This window comes from Thermococcus aegaeus, assembly GCF_055393685.1.
Genome location: NZ_AP042464.1, coordinates 319152 through 334775 on the forward strand (window position 1 = coordinate 319152; position 15624 = coordinate 334775).

General features: G+C 43.2%; 17 protein-coding genes. 10 read left to right on the top strand and 7 right to left on the bottom strand.

Features of this window, described 5'->3' with window-relative positions; translation table 11 throughout:
* The first annotated feature begins 56 nt into the window (after nt 1-56).
* On the top strand, nt 57-1856 hold the full coding sequence (locus ACZ5NL_RS01730) for a TRAP transporter permease (RefSeq protein ID WP_464842623.1): 1800 nt from the start codon (nt 57-59) through the stop codon (nt 1854-1856).
* A gap of 46 nt (nt 1857-1902) precedes the next feature.
* On the opposite strand, the gene ACZ5NL_RS01735 is transcribed toward ACZ5NL_RS01730, so the two are convergent.
* Genes ACZ5NL_RS01735 through ACZ5NL_RS01745 form a run of 3 tightly spaced genes read right to left on the bottom strand, consistent with a single transcriptional unit; the run spans nt 1903 to nt 4532 of the window.
* Complete coding sequence (locus tag ACZ5NL_RS01735) at nt 1903-2310, bottom strand: Zn-ribbon domain-containing OB-fold protein (RefSeq protein ID WP_464842624.1); 408 nt, start codon at nt 2308-2310, stop codon at nt 1903-1905.
* Between the two features lies 1 nt (nt 2311).
* The gene (locus ACZ5NL_RS01740) at nt 2312-3469 is read right to left on the bottom strand and encodes a thiolase domain-containing protein (protein ID WP_464842626.1); all 1158 of its coding nucleotides are present in this window, start codon (nt 3467-3469) and stop codon (nt 2312-2314) included.
* A gap of 10 nt (nt 3470-3479) precedes the next feature.
* On the bottom strand, nt 3480-4532 hold the full coding sequence (locus ACZ5NL_RS01745) for a hydroxymethylglutaryl-CoA synthase (protein ID WP_464842628.1): 1053 nt from the start codon (nt 4530-4532) through the stop codon (nt 3480-3482).
* Between the two features lie 188 nt (nt 4533-4720).
* Between ACZ5NL_RS01745 and ACZ5NL_RS01750 the strand changes: the two genes are divergently transcribed.
* Nucleotides 4721-5962 (top strand): C/D box methylation guide ribonucleoprotein complex aNOP56 subunit, encoded by a 1242-nt coding sequence (locus tag ACZ5NL_RS01750; protein ID WP_464842629.1) that lies wholly within the window; start codon nt 4721-4723, stop codon nt 5960-5962.
* Between the two features lie 5 nt (nt 5963-5967).
* A complete protein-coding gene (locus ACZ5NL_RS01755; RefSeq protein ID WP_464842631.1) occupies nt 5968-6648 on the top strand; it encodes a fibrillarin-like rRNA/tRNA 2'-O-methyltransferase in 681 nt (226 codons plus the stop codon).
* A 46-nt stretch (nt 6649-6694) separates the two neighbouring features.
* On the opposite strand, the gene eno is transcribed toward ACZ5NL_RS01755, so the two are convergent.
* The 4 genes from eno to ACZ5NL_RS01775 form a co-directional block, all read right to left on the bottom strand.
* Entirely contained in the window at nt 6695-7987 is a 1293-nt protein-coding gene (gene eno / locus ACZ5NL_RS01760) for a phosphopyruvate hydratase (protein WP_464843518.1), read from the bottom strand.
* 45 nt (nt 7988-8032) lie between these two features.
* Nucleotides 8033-9220, bottom strand: a complete 1188-nt coding sequence (locus tag ACZ5NL_RS01765) for a M48 family metalloprotease (RefSeq protein ID WP_464842632.1) — start codon at nt 9218-9220, stop codon at nt 8033-8035.
* 93 nt (nt 9221-9313) lie between these two features.
* A complete protein-coding gene (locus ACZ5NL_RS01770) occupies nt 9314-10606 on the bottom strand; it encodes a sodium:solute symporter family protein (protein WP_464842633.1) in 1293 nt (430 codons plus the stop codon).
* Nucleotides 10575-10763 carry a hypothetical protein gene (locus ACZ5NL_RS01775; protein WP_464842635.1) on the bottom strand — a complete coding sequence of 63 codons (189 nt, stop codon included), beginning with the start codon at nt 10761-10763 and terminating at the stop codon, nt 10575-10577. Before ACZ5NL_RS01775 ends, ACZ5NL_RS01770 begins: the two co-directional genes overlap by 32 nt.
* 346 nt (nt 10764-11109) lie before the next feature.
* On the opposite strand from ACZ5NL_RS01775, the gene ACZ5NL_RS01780 reads away from it, so the two are divergent.
* From ACZ5NL_RS01780 to arlG, 7 genes are all read left to right on the top strand, one after another.
* The gene (locus tag ACZ5NL_RS01780) at nt 11110-11442 is read left to right on the top strand and encodes a helix-turn-helix domain-containing protein (RefSeq protein WP_464842636.1); all 333 of its coding nucleotides are present in this window, start codon (nt 11110-11112) and stop codon (nt 11440-11442) included.
* 10 nt (nt 11443-11452) lie between these two features.
* Complete coding sequence (locus ACZ5NL_RS01785) at nt 11453-12415, top strand: methyltransferase domain-containing protein (protein ID WP_464842637.1); 963 nt, start codon at nt 11453-11455, stop codon at nt 12413-12415.
* A gap of 178 nt (nt 12416-12593) precedes the next feature.
* The gene (locus ACZ5NL_RS01790) at nt 12594-13259 is read left to right on the top strand and encodes a flagellin (RefSeq protein WP_464842638.1); all 666 of its coding nucleotides are present in this window, start codon (nt 12594-12596) and stop codon (nt 13257-13259) included.
* 62 nt (nt 13260-13321) lie between these two features.
* Nucleotides 13322-13819 carry a flagella accessory protein C gene (locus ACZ5NL_RS01795; protein WP_464842639.1) on the top strand — a complete coding sequence of 166 codons (498 nt, stop codon included), beginning with the start codon at nt 13322-13324 and terminating at the stop codon, nt 13817-13819.
* Complete coding sequence (locus ACZ5NL_RS01800; RefSeq protein WP_464842640.1) at nt 13816-14643, top strand: FlaD/FlaE family flagellar protein; 828 nt, start codon at nt 13816-13818, stop codon at nt 14641-14643. The genes ACZ5NL_RS01795 and ACZ5NL_RS01800 overlap by 4 nt, the downstream gene beginning before the upstream one ends.
* Before the next feature lie 10 nt (nt 14644-14653).
* Complete coding sequence (locus ACZ5NL_RS01805; RefSeq protein WP_464842641.1) at nt 14654-15169, top strand: hypothetical protein; 516 nt, start codon at nt 14654-14656, stop codon at nt 15167-15169.
* Between the two features lie 9 nt (nt 15170-15178).
* A complete protein-coding gene (gene arlG / locus ACZ5NL_RS01810; RefSeq protein ID WP_464842642.1) occupies nt 15179-15619 on the top strand; it encodes an archaellum stator protein ArlG in 441 nt (146 codons plus the stop codon).
* Nucleotides 15620-15624 lie beyond the last annotated feature (5 nt).

Here is a 15624-nt window from a genome sequence, read left to right on the forward strand (position 1 = left end):
ATTTAAATTTTCTTACTTAACTTTTTATAAGTTCAGAGTAAAAGGAGGTGACACCAATGAGAGAGATTAAAGGGAAGATTAAATACATAATTATCGGCTATGCTGTGATAGCATCTCTCTTTCACATATACACTGGTATTTTTGGTACCATTCACTCGATGCTTCAAAGAAGTATCCATTTGATGTTTCTTTTGCCATTGGCATTCTTATTATATCCGGCCCATAAAAATGCACCAAAAGATAAAATCCCAATATACGATATTGTACTGGCAATTTTAGCTTTGCTACCTGGCTTATATATGGTTGTTAATTTTGACTGGGTTATTAGCAGAACATGGGGAGTTACTCCCCTCCTTCCAATAGAGAAAATACTGGGAATTTTGTTTATTGTTTTAGTAATAGAAGCTACCAGAAGAACTGTGGGGATAACACTAGCAGTTCTTGCAACAATATTTTTGATATATCCCTTAATAGCATCCTCACTCCCAGGAGCTTTAAGGGGAGGATCCGCTACGCTAGAAGAAGTTTTAGAAACAATGTACTTAACAACTGAGGGTATTCTAAGTATACCTGTTGGAGTTTCTGCTACTTATGTAATACTTTTCCTGATATTTGCTGCGTTTTTAGAAGTCTCTGGAATTGGAGATTACTTTATGAAGCTTGTTATTTTAATAGCCGGCAAGAGAAAGGGGGGCCCTGCAAAGGTAGCGGTTATCTCGAGTGGAATTATGGGAATGCTCTCGGGCAGTGCGGTTGCCAATGTATATGGAACAGGTAGTTTTACCATACCAATGATGAAAAAAGTTGGATTTCCTAAAGATTTCGCCGGAGCTGTCGAAGCTGTTGCCTCCTCCGGAGGCCAAATAATGCCTCCAATCATGGGAGCAGGAGCATTTATAATGGCTTCATTACTTGGAATCCCATATTTGAGAGTAGTTAAAGCGGCAATACTCCCTGCATTATTGTATTACCTAGGTGTTTATGTCATTGTCCATTTTAAATCAGTAAAGGACAACCTAGGAGTTGTTCCAGATGAGGCTATTCCTCCAAAAGAGGAAGTCATCAAGAAATTATACCTTCTGACCCCAATAGTTGTGCTAATTTATACTTTGATATTCAGAACTCCCCAGTATGCTGCAGTAATTGGAATATTTGCTACAATAGCAGTAGCTTTTATTTCCAAAGACACTAGATTGTCACTGAATGATTTTATTAAGGCCCTCTCAGATGGTGCAATTAAAGCAATTCCCGTGGCAGCAGCATGTGCATCTGCCGGTGTTGTAGTTGGAGCAATAAACCTTACGGGAGTTGGATTCAAAATTGTCGGTGGAATTGTTGACCTCTCAGCAGGTATTGGTATCATTGCAGCTATCTTTGTGGCAATAATTGGAGTAATTATGGGAATGGGTCTTCCAACAACTGCCGCTTATGTAGTCGTAGCAGCAATAGCAGTTCCTGCTTTGACAAGATTAGGATTCCTCCCACTAGCGTCACACTTTTTTGTCTTTTATTATGCAATACTCTCCAACATTACATATCCAGTTGCTCTGGCAGTATATGCCGCAGCCTCAATCTCTGGAGGAGATCCAAGAAAAATCGGGGCGCATGCTGTCAAGCTTGGTATAATGGGATTCATAGCTCCGTTCTTAGCCTTATATAATCCATCACTTCTGTTTGAAGGCAACTATAGCATGACCATACTCTCGTTCTCGCTTGCTGTAGTTGGCACAGTACTTCTAGGAGCAGGTATCGTTGGATATCTCCAAAAAGAACTAAACAAAATAGAAAGAATAATACTTGGAGGCTTGGGAGGTTTAGGGATCGTGCTTGCCGCTGGTTTAGGTTATCTTCTCTAAGTTTTTCTCTTTTTTTACTTTAGGAATTAAAAAAGACAAAAGAAAGTCATTTTATCGGAGGTCTGAACTTGTAGCCGTAGAGGATTATTCCGTCCTCTTCGAACTCCCTAACCTTTCTCGTGACCATTTCTACTTCCATGCCAAAGTCGATTTCTTCTGGGTCAACATCTGTGAGCTGGGCCAAAATCACCGGCCCCTCTTCGAGCTGAATTAGGGCTATGGGATACGGCTTGTAGTACTCGTAACCGCTTGGCGGGTTTCTCACTATAGTCCAGCTTACCACTTTGCCCTTCCCGCTGAACTGGAACTCTTCAATTTCTTGGCTTCCACATTCTGGGCAAACAGGCCTCTTTGGAAAGTGAACATGACCACAATCCTTACATTTGCCACCAATAAGGCGATATTTCTCTTTAAAGTGTCTCCAATATCTAGAAACTTGCATCGGCCTCCCCATTTTAAACCCTCCTTAATATGGTCACAGTTATGTTTGAACCCGTTCCACCTATGTTTTGAGTTAACCCAATCTCTGCATCAGGCACTTGGTTTGGAGCTTCTCCCCTAAGCTGCCACACTGCTTCTACGGTTTGATAAACTCCCGTAGCTCCCACAGGGTGTCCTCTAGCTTTTAGTCCACCGAGTGTTTGAATTGGGTAGTCGCCATCTATTGCTATCTGCCCTTCTTTTGCAAGCATTGCGCCTTTTCCTCTCTCAGCGACGCCTATTGACTCTAGGCTTAAGGCTGCCATCACGGTAAAGGCATCGTGAACCTCAAAGAAGTCTATGTCTTTAACTTCAATACCGGCCATCTTATATGCCCTTTCTGCAGCAACCTTCGCCGCTCTGAGGAACAAGAACTCCTTTCTGTTTGCGAGGTTTATTGTGTCAATTGCCCTTCCCATTCCCGCAACCTCGACCATCTTCGCCTTGTCCACGAACTCCTTGGCCTTCTCCTCAGTGGTTATTATCACTGCAGCGGCTCCATCAGCTATCGGGGAAGCATCAAAGAGCTTCAGCGGGTCAGCTACATATGGGCTCTTCATAACGGTTTCAACTGTTATCTGCTTTTTGAACATTGCATATGGGTTTTTGGCACCATTTGTGTGAGCGTTAACTGCGAAGAGAGCTAAATCTTCCTCGGTGTATCCATATTCCTTCATGTAGAGCCTCATGGCAAGTGCATTTAGCGCTACAAAGCTCACACCATGGAAAAGCTCCCACTCTGCATCTGCCGCATAGGCAAGATATCTCGTAGCGTCGCTTGGCCAGGCATCGGTCATCTTCTCAACGCCTACAACAGCAACAACATCTTCAAGACCGCTCATAACTGCTTTTACTCCTTCCTGAACCGCGGCTCCACCGCTTGCACACGCTGCCTCAACTTTAACTGCTGGAATGTTACCAAGACCTGCCCAATCAGCTATTAATGCCCCAAGGTTCTCCTGTTCAACGAATGAACCAGAAGCCATGTTGCCAACATAAAGTGAATCCACCTTATCAACGCCCGCATCTTCCATGGCATTGAGCAAAGCTTCAACGGCTAAATCTCTAAGGCTCAGCTTCCAGTGCTCTCCAACCGGAGTCAATCCCACACCAATGATAACCGGCTTTCTCATTTTAACCACCTCACATGATGTACTTACCTCTGTGCTTTGCGTAGAGGGCATAATCAATGTACTTCTTCCTGTTTACGTAATCCATGGTCTTTGGCGCTAGGTCTCTCTTTTCTTCAATTGCATCCTGCACCACTAAGCTGAATGCATCGCTACCCGCACCGCTTCCAAAACTTACCCAGAGAATCCTGTCTCCCGGCTTTGCTATGTCCAAAACCGCTGAAATGCCAACTAACGTAGCACCGCTGTATGTGTTTCCTATTATTCCACTTAACAGTCCCGGAAGAACTTTTTCTTTTGGGATTCCGAGAATCTTTGCGGCTGTTATCGGAAACTTAACGTTTGGCTGGTGGAAAACAGCGTAGTCAAAATCACTTGGCGAATAGCCCAGCTCTTCCATTAAACCTTTCGCGGCGCTTATTATTTGGTGGAAATAAGCGGGTTCTCCAGTAAATCTATTCCCATGCCTTGGATAATGTTCGTGTTGCCTTCTCCAGAAATCTGGGGTATCGGTTACGTAGGAATAGCTCCCCTCAAAATAAGCAACGGTTTCTGAGCTCTTCTCCCCAACGATATAAGCGGCTCCTCCAGCTGCTGCTGTGAATTCTAAATGGTCCCCAGGCCTTCCTTGAGCGGTGTCTGCTCCAATTGCCATGGCATATTTTGCCATTCCGCTTCCAACAAAACCAATAGCAGCTTGTAAGGCTTCAGTTCCAGCTTTACATGCAAATTCAAAGTCCGCGGCATCTAAATCTGGAGTTGCCCCAATTGCCTCGGCAATAACGGTTGCGGAAGGTTTAACCGCATAGGGCTTTGACTCAGTCCCAAACCACATCGCTCTGATTTCTCTTGGATCTATTTGAGCTCTTTTGAGGGCATTTCTTGCCGCTTCAATTCCTATGGTTATGGCATCCTCATCCAAATTGTTTACGGACTTTTCTTGGATAGGGAATTTGTCCACTCCCCAAACTCTTCCAATTTCTTCGTTTTTAATTCTGTACATTGGCACATAGGCACCATAACCAACAATTCCGACATCTTTTATTGGCTTTAGCAGTCTTCTCATTGGGCATCACCTTTCCAAAAGATCAGCTTAAATGTGTTCTCTCGAAGGTTAAGGATGTACATTATAAAAGCCTTTCGGTAAATGTGTAACGTTTTTTCGACAATTAGCGATAGGAGCATACCACGGAGTAGGTTTAAAAGCTCAACTCTTTTATACTTCTTCAACAAAGAATAAAAAAGGTGATGCTCATGAAAGCATACATAAGCGAAAATGTGCAAGGCATTTACGCCTTTGATGAAGAAGGCAACCTAATAGGAAAAAGAATTTTCACGGAAAAACCAGAGATTGCACTGGACAAGCTCTTAAAGGGAGAGGTCACAGAAGACCTCAATGTCCTTTTAGAAGAATTGAAAGAGAAAGGGTACTCAAGTTTTGTGTTTGAACACCCAGAGCTGAGCAGAAACGTAAGAGAGCTTGGATTTGAATCCGAATTTGAATTCCCTAACTTGGCCGGGGAGAGACTAAGAGAAAACCCAGAGGAGTTTTTGGGAGAAGAATGGTTCGAGAGATACTTCACGGTGGGAGTGGCTTTAACTAGAATTCGGATACAGGAGCAGAGTGGTGCAAGAGATAAAATGATAATCCAGGCAATAGAGGCCTTGGATGACATTGACAAGGTCATAAACCTTCTCGTCTCTAGACTAAGGGAGTGGTATTCGCTTCACTTCCCAGAGGTTGATGAGCTTTTGCCCAAACACCCACAGTATGTAAGTTTTGTTAAGAGCATTGGACACAGAGAGAACGTTACAAAAGAGAACTTGGAATCCCTTGGGTTGAGCGAAAACAAGATAGCAAAAGTTCTCGAGGCCAAGGAGAAAACTATGGGAGCATGGATGGATGAAAAAGACATTAAGGTTATCCAAGACCTAGCAAAAGAAATTGACGATTTGTATAGGCTGAGAAGTGAGATTGAGGACTATATAGATAAAGCAATGGACGACGTTGCTCCAAACTTAAAGGCATTGGTAGGGGCAAAGCTCGCCGCTAGGCTGATAAGCCTCGCTGGAGGGTTAAAGGAATTGGCGATGATGCCAGCCTCAACAATTCAAGTTCTTGGTGCAGAGAAAGCCCTCTTCAGACACTTAAGGAGCGGTGCAAAGCCACCAAAGCACGGTGTAATCTATCAGTATCCAGCTATCAACAAGTCCCCATGGTGGCAAAGGGGTAAAATTGCAAGAGCGCTGGCTGGAAAATTGGCAATAGCTGCTAGAGTTGATTATTTCTCAGGAGAATACATAGCGGAGGAGCTTAAGAAAGAGATTGAAGCGAGAATTAAGGAGATCAAGGAAAAATACCCCAACCCACCAAAGCGCAAGGAGAAGCCCAAGAAAGAGAAGAAAAAGAAAAGATTCAAAAAGAAGGAAAAAGGAAAGAAGTTTAAAGGAAAAGAAAAGAAAAAGAAAGGCAAAGAGAGGAGCAGGAGGAGGTGAGATAAATGAACGTTAAAAAGCACAAATTCCCTGGCGTTTATATCGTCATCGAGGATGATGGGAGCGAGAGGATAGCGACTAAAAACCTAGTGCCCGGTCAGAAGGTTTATGGTGAGAGAACTGTAAAATGGGAAGGAGAAGAGTACAGGATATGGAACCCAAACAGGTCAAAACTTGCCGCAGCAATCCTAAATGGTCTCAAAAACTTCCCAATAAAGCCCGGAACCAACGTGCTATACCTCGGAATAGCAAGCGGTACAACGGCTTCACACGTAAGTGACATAATTGGCTGGGAAGGAAAAATATTTGGTATCGAGTTCTCCCCAAGAGTTCTCAGAGAGTTAGTTCCCCTTGTGGAAGAGAGAAGAAACATAGTGCCCATTTTGGGCGATGCCACAAAGCCTGAAGAGTACAGGGCGTTGGTTACAAAAGTCGATGTGATCTTTGAGGACGTAGCCCAGCCAACTCAAGCAAAAATACTCATAGACAACGCAAGGGCTTACCTCAAGAGCGGCGGCTACGGGATGATTGCTATCAAAAGCAGGAGCATAGACGTCACAAAGGAGCCAGAGGAAGTTTTCAGAGAGGTTGAGAAGGAGCTCAGTGAATATTTCGAAGTCGTGGAGAGAATCTCTTTAGAGCCCTACGAAAAGGATCACGCGCTGATAGTTGTGAGAAAGCCTTAAACTTTTTCCAATTTTTAAATTTAAATTTGTTAAGAAAGGGAAAGGATCAAAGCAGAGGGTTCCTAAACTTTTTGCCCGGGTAGTATGCAACTCCCTCAAGCTCTTCCTCGATTCTTAAAAGCTGGTTGTACTTGGCGTTTCTATCGCTCCTTGCCGGTGCTCCAGTCTTAATCTGTCCAGCGTTAAGGGCAACGGCTATATCGGCAATTGTTGAATCTTCCGTTTCGCCGGAGCGGTGAGATACAACAACCCCATAGCCCGCTCTAAAGGCAAGGTAAGCAGCGTCTATTGCTTCGCTAAGTGTTCCAATTTGGTTTACTTTGAGAAGCAATGCGTTCCCAGCTCCCATCTCAATACCCTTCTTGAGCCTCTTAACGTTCGTAACAAAGATGTCATCTCCAACTAGCTGTACTTTCTTCCCGAGCTCCTTTGTGACTATTGCAAAGCCCTCAAAGTCCTCCTCTTGAACTGGGTCCTCTATTGAGACTATTGGGTAGGTAGAGATGAGCTCCTTGTAGAGGTCGATAAGCTCTTCCCTCGTGTATTCCTTGCCTCCAACGACATAAACGTTCTTCTCTTCCTCGTAGAACTCACTCGAAGCAACGTCGAGGGCAAACGCTATTTCATCTCCCACCTTGTAACCGCTCTCTTCAATTGCTTTTACAAGTGCATCTAGGGGCTCAGTTACTTCCTTCATTGGTGGTGCAAATCCACCTTCATCACCAACGTTGACTGCAAGCTTTCCGTATTTCTCCATGAGAATCTTCTTTAAGGTGTGGTATGTTTCGCTTACCATTTGAATAGCTTCTCTAAAGCTTTTTGCCCCAACTGGCATGATCATAAACTCCTGAAAGTCTAAATCATTGCCTGCATGAGCTCCTCCGTTGATAACGTTGCTCATTGGAACCGGCAGAATGTAAGCATTCGCTCCACCAAGATATCTATAGAGAGGCATTCCAAGAGTGTTGGCAGCTGCTTTCGCAACGGCAAGGGAAACCCCAAGGATGGCATTTGCCCCAAGGTTGCTCTTGTTCTCTGTGCCATCAAGCTCAAGCATGAGCATGTCTATGTCCCTCTGAAGTGTAACATCCATGCCGATAAGCTCGGGAGCGATTATTTTGTTAACGTTCTCAACGGCCCTCTTAACGCCCTTTCCATGGTATCTCTTCCCCCCATCTCTGAGCTCCAAGGCCTCATGGATTCCAGTAGAGGCTCCACTTGGCACAGCTGCCCTTCCCATTGCAACCGGAGTGTACACATCAACTTCAATTGTTGGGTTTCCTCTAGAGTCTAAAATTTCCCTTGCTACTATTCCAGTAATTTCAAAGGGGTTTTCCATAGCTTTCACCTCGAGTGATATTTGAGGTTTCTCTTTAAAGCTTTTTCACACAATCGCCGAGTGCTCCACATTTTCATTCTCTGCAGAACACTTCCGGTATAGGTTCTCAAGTCTTTCCTCAATAGAAGGATGATAGTTGAGAAAGTTGAACCACTTCGGAGTATTGCTTGGAATCTTGTTGAATCTAGCGATCTTTTGAAGAGCCGAGACCATCGTCTCTGTTCCCACAACCATTGCAGCGTATTCATCAGCCTTGAACTCATTTCTGAACGAAACATATCCTCCAAAAACGTAGAAGTATCCTACATACAGTATAGCGAATATTCCCACAAATATCACAAGTGTTACCCTAAAGTCTATATCAACAATAGAAAAGTCAAAAAACTCCTCCAAACGATCCAAACCATCAACGAAACCAACAACAAACGGGAACCATCCAAAGGACATGACAAAGTTTATCCAGAGGTGTTTTCCTTTTATGTGACCTATTTCATGGGCAAGTATGGCCTTTATCTCTTCTGGTGTGAAGTTAACAACCAGAGGCTTTGTCAGGGTTATATACCTCCAAAAAGGAAGGATTCCAGAAACCGTTGCATTCAACTCTTCTCCCTTAACTATCCTAACTCCCCTGACCTTGATTCCCAGAGAGGAGCAAAACTCCAAGAGGTCTTTTTCCAGTTCTTCATTTTCCTCTGCTTTTTCGTAGAGCATAGAGATGTAAGGAATGAACGCATAAATGGCAAAAAGATAAGCTGCGAAAGATATGGTAGTTAAAGGTATGCTGTCTCCTATCTTATCAGACAGAAGAAACCAGTATAGGAGAGGCCATGAAAGCATCAAGCAAATGGATATTACAAGCATCACTACAATTCTCCATGCAGGAGTTTCCTCAGAACCGGGAACCTTTGGGACCACTCTTCCCTCAAAATTTACGTAAATCAGGGTGATAATGATTATGGCCAAAAGAGCCGGGCCCGACAAAACTCCAAAAAATACTAGAGGTTCTAGTTTAGGGTTTCCAAATCTGGCCAACAAAGAATCAATGCCCTCAAAGCCGAGAACTAAAAATGCGGATATCATTAGAGTTACAACTAGTCCGATAGAAATTAGCTGTCTTTTAACTAGCTTATATTTGAGTTCCTCCTCTGGCCGATCTTCCTTCAAAACTCCTCTTCCGATAAACCAGGCAACTGGGACTGCTAGCAGTGGAAGAAATAGTACTTCCCACTCCATATGCTCTCCACCCCAAGAAGAACACCCTCTAACGTTTTTTAAAGTTTACTCTATTAAGTAGTATAAAAAGAAAATTAAGATAAAAGAAAAGTTTCAGCCGAGATCAAAAGCCTTTTCAAATTCTTTATCCACAGGCTCTGAGGAAGTTAAAATACTAACAAGCACCATAACCACTGCTGAAACAAGGGCTCCACTGACATAAATGTATTCCCAGTAGCTGAAGCTCACTATCCCGGTTATTCCTACAACCGCAGTTAGGGATCCAGCAATCATTCCAAGGAGTGCTCCTTCCTTTGTTGCTCTCTTCCAATAGATTCCAAGTATCAACGGCACGAAGACTCCCGAAGTGTAGATGTCATAGGAGTATATGAGGAGCTCAACTATTCCCTGAATAGTGAGTGCCGCTACAAGTGCCAAGAGCCCTATGATTATTGTAGTCCCTATTGAGAGCCTTAACAACTTTTTGTCCTCTGCTTCTGGCTCTATAAAGCTTTGGTAAAAGTCTTTAACCACGTGGGAGGTTGCCGCTGATAATAATGAATCAGCCGTGCTCATTACCGCCGCAAGAATTGCAGCTACAAATATCGCTCCCACTCCACTTCCAAAGACTGTAATTACTAGTTTTGGTACTGCTGTCTTGGGCGAGTCTATTATCGCTTGTGGATCGCTTGAAAGGGCCAACGCAAGCATTCCTGCAAGGGCCGGAAGGAAGGATAGCACCATGAGCAAGACTCCACTATAAATTGCTCCTTTTCTGGCTGTCTTCTCGTCTTTTGAGGCAAAGAGCCTCTGGTAAAAGTCCTGGCCTATTAGAGTATACATGACAGTTGCCGCTAGTGTCAAAGCAAAAAGCGAAACTCCAAGGGACATGAAGTTGAAATACTCCCCAGTTGCCTGTGGCAAGTTTGGAATTGCTGAAAGACTTATTTTAAGACCCTCAAAGCCTCCTACCTTATTTAACCCTAAAATTACAGCAATTAGAACTCCAATGCTTCCAAGTATTATTTGAATAAAGTCTGTAAGTGCGACAGCCCATAGCCCCGAGAAAGCCGTATAGGCTATGAAGATCAATGTGGCAAACACTGCCCCAGCAGTTCCGGGTAATCCTATAGCTTCAAAAACTGCCGAAGCCGCCCACACTTGCGCTCCAAGTATGCCTACGAGAGCTAAAAGCGATAGTGTTGCTGCTAAAAACCTTATTGCTTTGCTCTTATAACGCATTTCCAAGACGTCTGGGACTGTGTACAAGGCCAAAGCCCGCATAGGCTTTGCAAGGGTCAAACCCAAGAGCAGAAGTCCCAAACCACAGGCAAAACCGTACCAAATTCCTCCTAATCCATAGGTGGCTCCCCAACTAGCTCCTCCTAGGATGAAAGCCACCACCATAGTGAGTGGCTGCCAAGGTCGCAGTGGTTAATGCTAACCCAAGTCTTCTACCGGCCACCAAAAAGTCGGCCGATGTTTTGATGTATTTTCTGGCGTATGCTGAAACTCCTAGCATTGCTCCCATGTACAAAACAAGTGTCGTCCAAACTACGCTCATCTTTCTGCACCTCTTGAAAGTACAGACCAAAGATCATTGAAAGTTATTTAAAGTTTTTGGAAGAAAAATTGACAAAATGACAAAAATACACAAAATAAAGGGCACCTCTTATCATGGCTTTTCCATATAGGTTCTAAGGTTATAAAATTCATTGGCAAAGCACTAAGAATACGGCAAGGGTATTGGATCATAGTTAGCAAGATTATATTATTCTTGATTTAATTACAACACTGACGTTTAATATATGCCACAAGTTACAAAACAAAACCGAAAATCTTAAATATTCTGCAATTGTTATATTACTAGGTGTGATAGGACTAGGGGTATCACTTCTTCTAGGGGGTGAATGGCAGTGGGGCTAATAATCGACCCGCACGTGTTACGATCATTACACAGAAGTGAGCTAAGGAAGAGGATACTCTTTTATCTAAACGAGATTTATCCTTCCGGCACTTATCTATCGGAGATCGCCAGAGTTGTCAGGTCTGATCCATCAAATGTAAAGGGCGCTCTCGTTGGTATGGGCAACAGATACAATGGAGAAAGCTCCCTCGTTTATCTCGGACTTGTTGAAGAGGTTAATCAAAATGGGTTTAGGTACTACAGGTTAACCGAGTACGGAAAAAAAGTTGTAGAATTTTTAAAAACGTATCAAACTTACTACACCAGATTTATGTGAGGTGCCAAAGATGGAAGATCAAATAAAAAAGTTTGACTTTAATCTGGAAACTTTAATCGACTTCTCTTTCTTTAATGTAATAAAGATAGGCCTAGAATTGGGCGTTTTTAAGAATATTGATAAGGCTAAAACCCTTGAGGAGCTTTTAAATTCAATAGATGTTCAAAATAAACCCTATCTAAAATCACTTCTCAGCACATACTACAATCTTGGGATTATAGATGTCAATGAAAGAGGAGTGGGAAGCAAAAACTTTCTAAGGACGTTCCTTCTCGAATACGACAGATTAAAAGATATAATTCCAGAATGGATTCCGATACAGGATAAAATCGTTGAAATGGCCAACTATGCGTTCTTGTCATTTGAAAACTCCAAGGTGATGATGGACTTTGACAAGGATGCAGACTTCTGGGATATTCGACTTTCGAACCCACTCAATGCTTTGTATCGAGAAATAATAGCCAAGATAGGAAACCTCAGAGACGGGATTAGGGTTCTTGACTTAGGATGTGGATCGGTTTCTCCAGTGGAGCTCGGGGGATACGTAGGTCCAAATGGTGAATACGTGGGTGTTGACTTCTCTCCGGGACTCTTAAGCATTGCTCGCCAAAAGGTAAGGGATCTGGGCATGGACTGGGTAAGCTTAAAGGAGATGGACATAAGACGAGCAATACCAAAGAGAAAATACGATGTGGTAGTGATGAGCTTTGTGCTAGAGTACATCCCGGAGATCCACCAGACTGTGGTAAAGGCGCTTAATTTTGTTGATGAAGGTGGGAAGCTGATAATAGTGGAGCCCTTTAGAGAAAACTTTGAAAATATAGCCGCATGGGAGTTCTTTGAAAAGCTAACTAAAGAGTTCCACAGGTTCCCAAGAAAGGCAGACATATTGGATGCCCTTGAATATTACGGAAAGGAAGCGAGGATAAAGGAATACGGAAAGTCTTTTCTTGTTCTTGAACCCCTCTATTGATTTTTACTGGGTTGACCTTTGCTTGTTTTTATCGCCCTCTTTTTATAATTACTATCCAGGTTTGTAGATACCTACATATGTACCTACATGTGCAAAAACCAATGTAAAAACAAAAAATTGCTTTATATCCAAACCCTTCTACCATATATTGCAAAACTTCCAATGGAGGTGCCAAGGGATGAAGGAGATTTTTGGTAAGAAGAGGGGTGCCGTTGGTATCGGTACCCTGATAGTCTTCATAGCCATGGTGCTAGTAGCGGCAGTAGCTGCGGCAGTCCTCATCAACACAAGCGGCTACCTCCAGCAGAGGGCAGAAGCTACTGGAAGGCAGACAACAAAAGAAGTCGCTAGTGGAGTAAAGATTGACAAAGTGGTTGGTTACGCAGGAGGGGAAAATAATATAACCCTATTGGCAATTCAAGTCTCACTCAACGCCGGAAGTGAGCCAATTGATCTTAACCAAACCAAACTTTACCTTGATGATGGCGCAAAACAAGTTGTTCTGGTATATGGAGGAAACAAGAGCACTTTAACAGGAAGTCTTTTTGATACCAGTTTAGATGGCTGGAAGAACTCTACAGGGCAACCTCTCCCAGCAACTCAGTTTGGAATATTAATCGTCCAAGATGCCGATGGATCCCTAAGTGGCGACATACCAACATTAACACCTGGAGATATTGCAATACTGACAGTTAACGCAACTGCTGTCTTTGGAGGGATTGAACCAAGAACAACTTTAACAATTGAAGTTAGACCAGAGTTTGGAGCCCCAGGATTCACAAGAGTTGTAACCCCAACAGCCTATGGACTGAGCAGCAACGACAAAATTGTAGACCTCAAGTGACACCAGCTCTTTTGATTTTTTCTACCTTCTCTCCATTTCATTAACTCTTGGAGGGGCCAGCAATGTCGTTCAGCTATTTGAAAGAGAAGTTCAAGAAAAAGCCAGAGGAGCAGAAGGAAGAGGTTAGCAGAGAGGATAAGCTAGAGCTTGCATTAGGCGAGCAGCCGCAGGCAATAGAGGAGCAGAAGAAAGAGGAAGAAGAAAAGCTAACCATGATAATGAACAGATTAAATGAAATCGAAAACGAGCTCCCGAGAATAAAGGTGAACATCGACACTCTGAAAAGCCAGATTCAAGAGCTTAGGGAAGACATAGAAAAGCTCGACAAGACAATCAAAGATGTCATGATGCTTTATGAGGTAGTTTCACAGGAGATCAACCCATTCAGGGACTTAGAGAGCGAGAATCCAATAGTGAAAGAGATTCATGAGCTAAAACAGGAAATTGATGATATCAAAAAGGAAATAGCCCAGATAAAAGCCGACCTAAAGCTTCTTGCCTACCACGGAGTTGATCTGGACAGGATAATCTACGAAGCAATTTCGGAGGGAGAAACATGATCACTGAAAATGAACTAGACGCAAAACTACAGCAACTTCAGGGGAAAGTGCCAAGTGTCCTCATTAAAGACCTGAAGGATAAGCTTGTTTCAAAAATAGACATACTAACGCCCGAACAGGTTGATGTTATAATAAAAAAGGTGCTTGAAAACTATTCAAGCCAAGTTGAGAGGCTTAGGAGATTGGATAAGAGAATAGAGGAGATAGGAAAGTACCTAGAAGAGATAAGGGAAAAACTCTCAGAAAACCGGGGCTCCTTTGAGAAAGTCGAGAGGCAGGATACAGGAATTTCAGAAAATTTGAACCACTGGAGACCCCAAGAAATTGAGTTTGAAAGGGTCGAACCCCCGAAAGAGGAGAGGGAATTTGAAAAAGAAGATAAGGGGGATTTTTCAATGACTGAGGAAATCCAAATACCTAAAGAAATAAGAGACGTGTTAGTTACCTCTACAAAAAGCAGGGCAAGATTGGAAAAACTTCCTGATGACGCAGTCTCTACGATGATAGCCTTAAAGTGGCTGGGATTCCTCATAGAGAGAGCTGGGATGCAGAACTTGGAAAATGTGCTCGAGTTTTACTATACAATAGGGTGGATATCCGAAGAAGTTCTCGAGACACTGCTAAAATATGCAAACGGGACTAGACCCCATCAGAGAGAGCCAAACTGGAAGCCTGACGACAAGCTTACTATTCAAGACCACCTGATATCCCTACTCTTCATCGAGAGGCTGAGAGGAACAAGGATAACTCCAGAGGTGCTGAACTCTATTGAAAGGGAACTAAAAATGATGAATAAGATATTAGAGCATGTTTATGGAGTTTAGGGGATAGGGTATGGGGTTCAGCGTATCCGCAAGTTTCGCTGTGATATTCATCGCGTCAATCGTGGCGTTTGGAACCCTCTATTTATCCCTTGAAAACAGCTATCTTTCAGTAGCAGACTCGGTGGAAGTGTATAAAGATTCGTTCATAAAGAGGCAGACCTCCAAACTATCCCTTTATGGCTACTCCTACAATGATCCGGGTCCAACTGCCTCGATATACTCTATAACGTTCAACATTACAAACAACGGCTCTACCCTATCCCCTAAATATTGGAATTTCATCCGAGATGGAAGATTGAAAACACCTGATGGCTCAACCCTCATTATTGAGGACAAGCCCTATCTCCTCCCTGGGGAGTACATAACGCTCACAACAACCGAGATTAAAGATAACAACATTCACACCTTAGTGGTGGTTACAGAAACGGGATGCTCCCTAAAAATAGAGTGGAGATGGGTATGGCTAGATCAAAATCAGACTGTAGGAGAGCCATCTATAGCTGGAACTTCATGGTACTGCAACTAGGTGATTATGATGGCAAGTTCAGTAGTCTCAGAGATCATACTCTTCATAGTTTCACTCCTCGTTGCGGCAACCGTAGCTGGAGGGCTTTATGTTGTCACTCAAGACCTAGCCGATGGAATAACGTACCGCGGGACTGTAATAGCCCAAAATCTGAGAACGGACTTCACCGTGATAAACGACCCTGAAAACATTCCAACCTCCGGCGGAGCATACGTGTTTTATATAAAAAACACAGGGAATGAGGCGTTCTCCTTTACCCCCGATACAGTTGTAGTCTTCATAGATGGGAACCTTATACCGGCTTCAAATCTCACTTTAACACCTTCATTATTGGCTCCCCATGATGTTGGAGAATTAAGGGTAACAACAACACTATCAGCTGGATATCATAAACTCGTGGTAGTCATTGGGAATGGGAAGCAAAGAGAGTTCATCTTCAAAATAGGGTGATAACT